The sequence below is a fragment of the Leisingera sp. genome (genome assembly GCF_034669605.1).
In the GTDB taxonomy this organism is placed as follows: domain Bacteria; phylum Pseudomonadota; class Alphaproteobacteria; order Rhodobacterales; family Rhodobacteraceae; genus Leisingera.
Map to the genome: position 1 here is coordinate 1 of NZ_JAXMOX010000271.1, position 5032 is coordinate 5032.

2 protein-coding genes and 1 pseudogene are annotated in these 5032 nt (G+C 58.4%); 2 read left to right on the forward strand and 1 reads right to left on the reverse strand.

Annotated features, from left to right (window positions below; genetic code table 11):
* The first annotated feature begins 105 nt into the window (after window positions 1–105).
* Both VOI29_RS22435 and VOI29_RS22440 read left to right on the forward strand, forming a co-directional pair.
* A complete protein-coding gene (locus VOI29_RS22435; protein WP_323783840.1) occupies window positions 106–1287 on the forward strand; it encodes a DNA repair exonuclease in 1182 nt (393 codons plus the stop codon).
* Complete coding sequence (locus VOI29_RS22440; RefSeq protein ID WP_323783842.1) at window positions 1284–4691, forward strand: AAA family ATPase; 3408 nt, start codon at window positions 1284–1286, stop codon at window positions 4689–4691. Before VOI29_RS22435 ends, VOI29_RS22440 begins: the two co-directional genes overlap by 4 nt.
* A gap of 226 nt (window positions 4692–4917) precedes the next feature.
* Here VOI29_RS22440 and VOI29_RS22445 read toward each other — a convergent pair.
* Window positions 4918–5032 (reverse strand): annotated as a pseudogene (locus tag VOI29_RS22445) (IS5/IS1182 family transposase); the annotation flags it as partial.

Consider the following 5032-nt stretch of genomic DNA (forward strand, 5'->3'; position numbering starts at 1 on the left):
TGTAAGATATTTCATGATGATTGGTGATGACTAAATACCTCTACCTTTCAAAAACGTTGAATAGGTGAGAGAAGGGGTTCGGACATTGAGCGATAGCGTGAGAACATGATGCGGCTACTCGTTTCAGCTGACATTCACCTTGGTTCACCAGTTCGATCTGTTGCGTTGCGCAACCCCGATCTAGGTGATCGGCTGAAGCAGGCCAGCCGCGATACATTTGTAGAAATTGTGGATTTGGCGATATCGGAGCAGGTCGATGCGTTGGTGCTGGCAGGTGACATCTTTGACAATGGTTACCCGGACCTGAAATCCCGCGCCTTCCTTATTGCACAGTTGGCGCGAGCCTCGAGTGCGGGTGTGCCCTCGGTGCTGATCAGGGGCAACCACGATGCGTTACTCGACCACCATGCACATGGAGACTTGGGGCCAAACATCCACCTGTTACACAAGGGCGCACCGACGGTCGAAATCGGTGACGCGGTATTCCATGGTCTCTCCTTCGACGCGGCGCATGTGGCGACGAGCTTCCTGCCTGACTATCACGGACCGGTGCCCGGCAAGCGAAACGTCGGGCTCATGCATACCTCTCTTGATGGTGCGCAAGGGCATGATCCTTATGCGCCCTGCGCTGAAGGGGACCTGATGGCGCATGGGTACGACCTCTGGTGCCTTGGGCACATTCATGCACCTTTTGAGCGAGCCGATGGACCGGTTCTGGCGGTAATGCCTGGAATTCCACAACCGCGTCATTTTGGTGAGCGCAAGGGTGGCACGGTAACCTTCGTGACGCTAGGGGAGGGTTTGCCTGAGTTCGAACGCCGCGCCGTTGGACGCCTTGGCTTTTTCGAATGCGTGTTGGACTTGAGCAATTGTTCTGACCAACAGCAGGTCTTGCGCAGCTTGCGGGATGCGTTGTTCGCCGCGCAAGTGCCAGGCCGCGATGTGGCGGTGCGCCTGCACGTCACCTCGGATCGACATGGGGCGGACCTTGTAACAGAACTGGCGACAGAAGTGCTGGACAGCATCGACAGCGTATTTCTCGATAAAGTCAAATCTGTCCCGCCGCCACGGCAACCCGGTGCCGAGACGGATGATCTGGTTCGTCTGATGCGGGAGGAATTGGTCGAAGAAGGCTTTCGACAGGCAGCTCTGCAACAGCTCGAAGAATTGCGTCTATCGATGCCGTCAGAAATCATGGATGAGCTTGATAAAGACAGTCTGGATGCGCTTCTCGAGGAAGCGATTGCCGAAGTCACTCTGACATTGCACGCGGGGGCCTCAAGGTGAGGCTGAACCGGTTCGATCTGATCCGCTACGGCCGTTTCAAGGACGCCCACATTGTTTTTCCAAAACCTTCCGAAGGCATGCCCGACGTCACGGTGATCTTTGGTGAGAACGAGGCTGGCAAGTCTACTGCCTTCAACGGGTTCCTGGAGTTGCTCTTCGGGTTCAAGGGCGGGGCGCATCCTTATGCCTTCCGGTTCGATCGAAGTGATCTTGTGGTGGGTGCAGAACTTGATCTGCCCGGGCGCGGAACCGTGGTCTTGCGTCGCAACAGCAAACGGACCCAATCGCTCTTGGACGCGAATGACCGCCCGATCAACGAGGCGCTCCTGTCAGGCGCTCTGCACGGCCTAAACCGAGAAACCTATGAGGAACGGTTTTCACTTAATGAGAAAGGTTTGCGCGAAGGCGGCGAGCGGATTGCCGGAGCGCATGGGGATCTCGGCCAACTCCTGTATGCGGGTCTCTCCGGCCTGACGGGCATGGCTCAAACGCTGGATTTGTTGGCCGAGCGGGCCGACAAATTTTGTAAGAAACGTGGCCGGGGCACGGTGTTGAAGACCGGTAGCGATCGGCTGAAGGAGATTGGTCGCGAATTGCGAGCGGATCGCCTGACAGCAGAACGCGAGCGCAAGCTGCGTCATGATCGTAACCAGACATTAGCCGAATTCGAAACTGCCGATGCCAAACTCCGACAGGCCTATCAAGGATTAGCGGCGTCGAAGGCTGCGGATGTCTGGTACGATCAGACCGAGGAGATAGGGCAGCTGACCAAAGCCCTGGTCGATTTCCCCGAAGGTCCCGACCTCTCTCCCGATGCGGCAGAGCGTGTGGCAGGCCTTGTCGAGAAAATCGCGGCTCAGTCGATCCGGATCACTGAAGCGGAAGACGAAATTGTCAAACAAGACCAGATCATCGTAGACCACCCGGTCGACAAGCTGGCCGAGCCTTTGACGGCAGAGTTGGATCGGCTTGATCAACTGAAGGTCGATGGAGCATCGCTGATGGGGCGGGCCAGCACCGCACGGGCCGATCTGGACCGACGCCGCGGAGACCGGGACAGTTTAAAAAGGCAAATAGACGAAGCGATAGGGCTTCTCGGGATCCCAAACGCGCGAGTATCCACGCTTGCCTTGAAGGCGAGCGATCTGGAGGAGCTTGCGACCGCAGTGCAGGAGTGTTTGACCACCAGTCTTTCAGCCGACGCCGCATGGGAGGCCGTTGACGCAGCCCGCGCCCAACAAGGCGAAGCGCCCATTGAACCGCAAGATTTAACGGCTCTGAGAGTCGCCTTCGACAATTGGAAGGCCGTGGCGGATATGTCCGCGGTCGAGACGAACCAAACCCAGGCTTTGGCGCGGCTGACCAAGGTCACAGCTGGCCTACGGAAGTCCTGGAAAGACCTTGTTGCCGCAGGCCTGCCTGCGCCTGAAACGCTCGACGAAGTCAGTCGGGATTGGACGACCCTGACCGCCGATCTTGCGTCGGCTCACAAAGACGTCGAGGCCCGCGCAGCAGAACTGGCCGAGGCGCGGGCAGATCTATCTGCGCAGGCGGCCGCACCTGACGCCGTTGACATCGTCAAGATAGAAGAGACACGGCGTCTGCGTGACATCATATGGCAGCAGCATCGGGGCGATCTCTCGGCCGAGACGGCTGATCAGTTCGAGGCGGCGATGTACGCTGATGACGGCGCTCGCGCACATTACCTGATGGGAGCCGAGGCGCGCCAGCGGCTGCTGGCAGCACAAGGACAGGTGCAGAGTGCCCAAGCCCGGCATGAAACAGCAAAGACGCGTCACGGTGATTTGGTTGCGCAGCGTGACCGCCTGTCGGAGCGTTGTTCCAGATTGGCGCGCGCCTTCGGATTGGAGGATGACGCGCCCGCGTCGGCCTTCAGCTCGCGCCAACAGGCTCTGATGACTGCCGCCGATGCTGCGGCCGACCTTTCCAATGCTGAAAAAGCCTTGAAGGACCTTCTTGCTTATCAGCAAGCGGCTCGCGATGCGTTGACTGACGCGGCGCTTCCCCTCGGGCTTGGCCCGGCGCAAGGCGATCTGCCTACACAGGTTCACCGTGCGCTCACGTTGGAAGAAAGCGACCGCAAGGCATGGGCCAAATGGCAGGAAGGCAAACGGACTGTTGCCGAGCTGGACAGCAAGGCAGAGCAATGTCGTAGTGACTTCGAAAAGGCACAGCGGCAGCTTGAGCGCTTGACTGCGGCGCTGCCTCTGCCAGATCGCTCGCTCAAAGCAATACGTTCCGCCTTGCCGCATCTGCGCAGCTTGCATCAACTCCATAGCGAGCATCAAAGGCTTTCGGTTCGGGTTGAGGCCTTGGAGCAGGCGATTGCCGCGCTTTCAGATGGCGCGCAGCGTTTGGCCCAAATCATGGATGGTCCTGAAGTCGAACTAACTACCGACTCCATGCAAATCATCGACGGTGCGCGATCGCGTGTATCTCAGGCCGCCCGGGCGGACGAAAAACGTACAGAGGCCGTATTGCGACGGGGTGAACTTGACCGTTCCAAACGTCGCGCAGAGACCGAGCGTCAGGACGCTAAGGCCGATCTAGACGCTTGTTTTGAAGGGCAAGGTGGTCAGGACTTTGCGCCGGGCGATCGTGTCGCAAAGTTGGCTGAACGTGATCGCATGCGCGCGAAAATGGCAATGGCGGAACGTGAACGTCAAAAGGCCCGCGCTGGCGTGGACGCTGACCTCTTTATCGAGGAACTGGCCCGGATGCCTGACGCCACGCGCGCGGGCGAACTGGAACAGGCGCTGAAAGACGAACAGCTCAGCCGCGACGCCGCTCGCGACGCACAGCGCGAGGCGGATCGTTTGTACCGCGAAGCCTTTGAGGCCGCCGACCGCAGTGATCTTGCGACCGAACAGGCGACACTGCTGGAAGAATTGCGGAACGGGGCACGCCAGGCGGCGGTGGCTCGGCTTGGAGTGCTGGCGGCACGAGGGGCATTACGTCGCCTTGCGGCAGAGCGGCGCAGCAGCATGCTGAGTGACGTTGAAGATGCCTTTGTCGCTATGACCATGCCCGCTTGGAGCGGCGTTGACGTCTGGACCGAGGCGGAAGGTGAAAAGCTCGTAGGTATTCAACCTGATGGTAGCACCGTTCCAGTGCAGCAAATGTCGACGGGTACGATGGGCCAGTTGTATTTTGCGTTACGCCTTGCTGGATATCGCAGCTTTTCGCGGGAACCTGGTCCACTGCCTATGATCCTGGACGACATCATGGAAACCTTTGACGATACGCGCGCACGTGCGGCCCTGCAGCTTTGCGCCGAGATCGGGGCGAACGGGCAAGCTATCCTCTTTACGCATCACGCCCATCTGGTTGAGCTGGCGAGAGACTGTATCGAAGGGGTGGCTTTCGTGGAAATGCCAAACTGAAAGATCTACGAGACTATAGCCAAGTTCGACCTTGCAATGCATTGGGAACAATTTCCCCCCAAGGATGATTGTCAGCCAAACGCCAAGATTGAATTGTTTCGAAAGCCTTCAAGACACAGGGAATTTGCACGCAATTATAGAGCTTGGACATCCCTGAGCAGGATCTTCAAGTGTTCGGCAGACATGTCGAGTATCGGTTCATACATGAATGAGTTAGGGTCAGGATTCATAACCAGAAGATGACGGTTGCAGCGAGGGCGATGGCTGAGAGGAAGACTTTCGGACAGCGGTCATAGCGGGTTGCCACGCGCCGCCAGTCCTTCAGCCTTCCGAACATGATC

What these genes read in the sequence shown, in the direction of transcription:
- VOI29_RS22435 (WP_323783840.1), top strand. Translation starts at nt 106, where the DNA reads ATGATGCGGCTACTCGTTTCAGCTGACATTCACCTTGGTTCACCAGTT.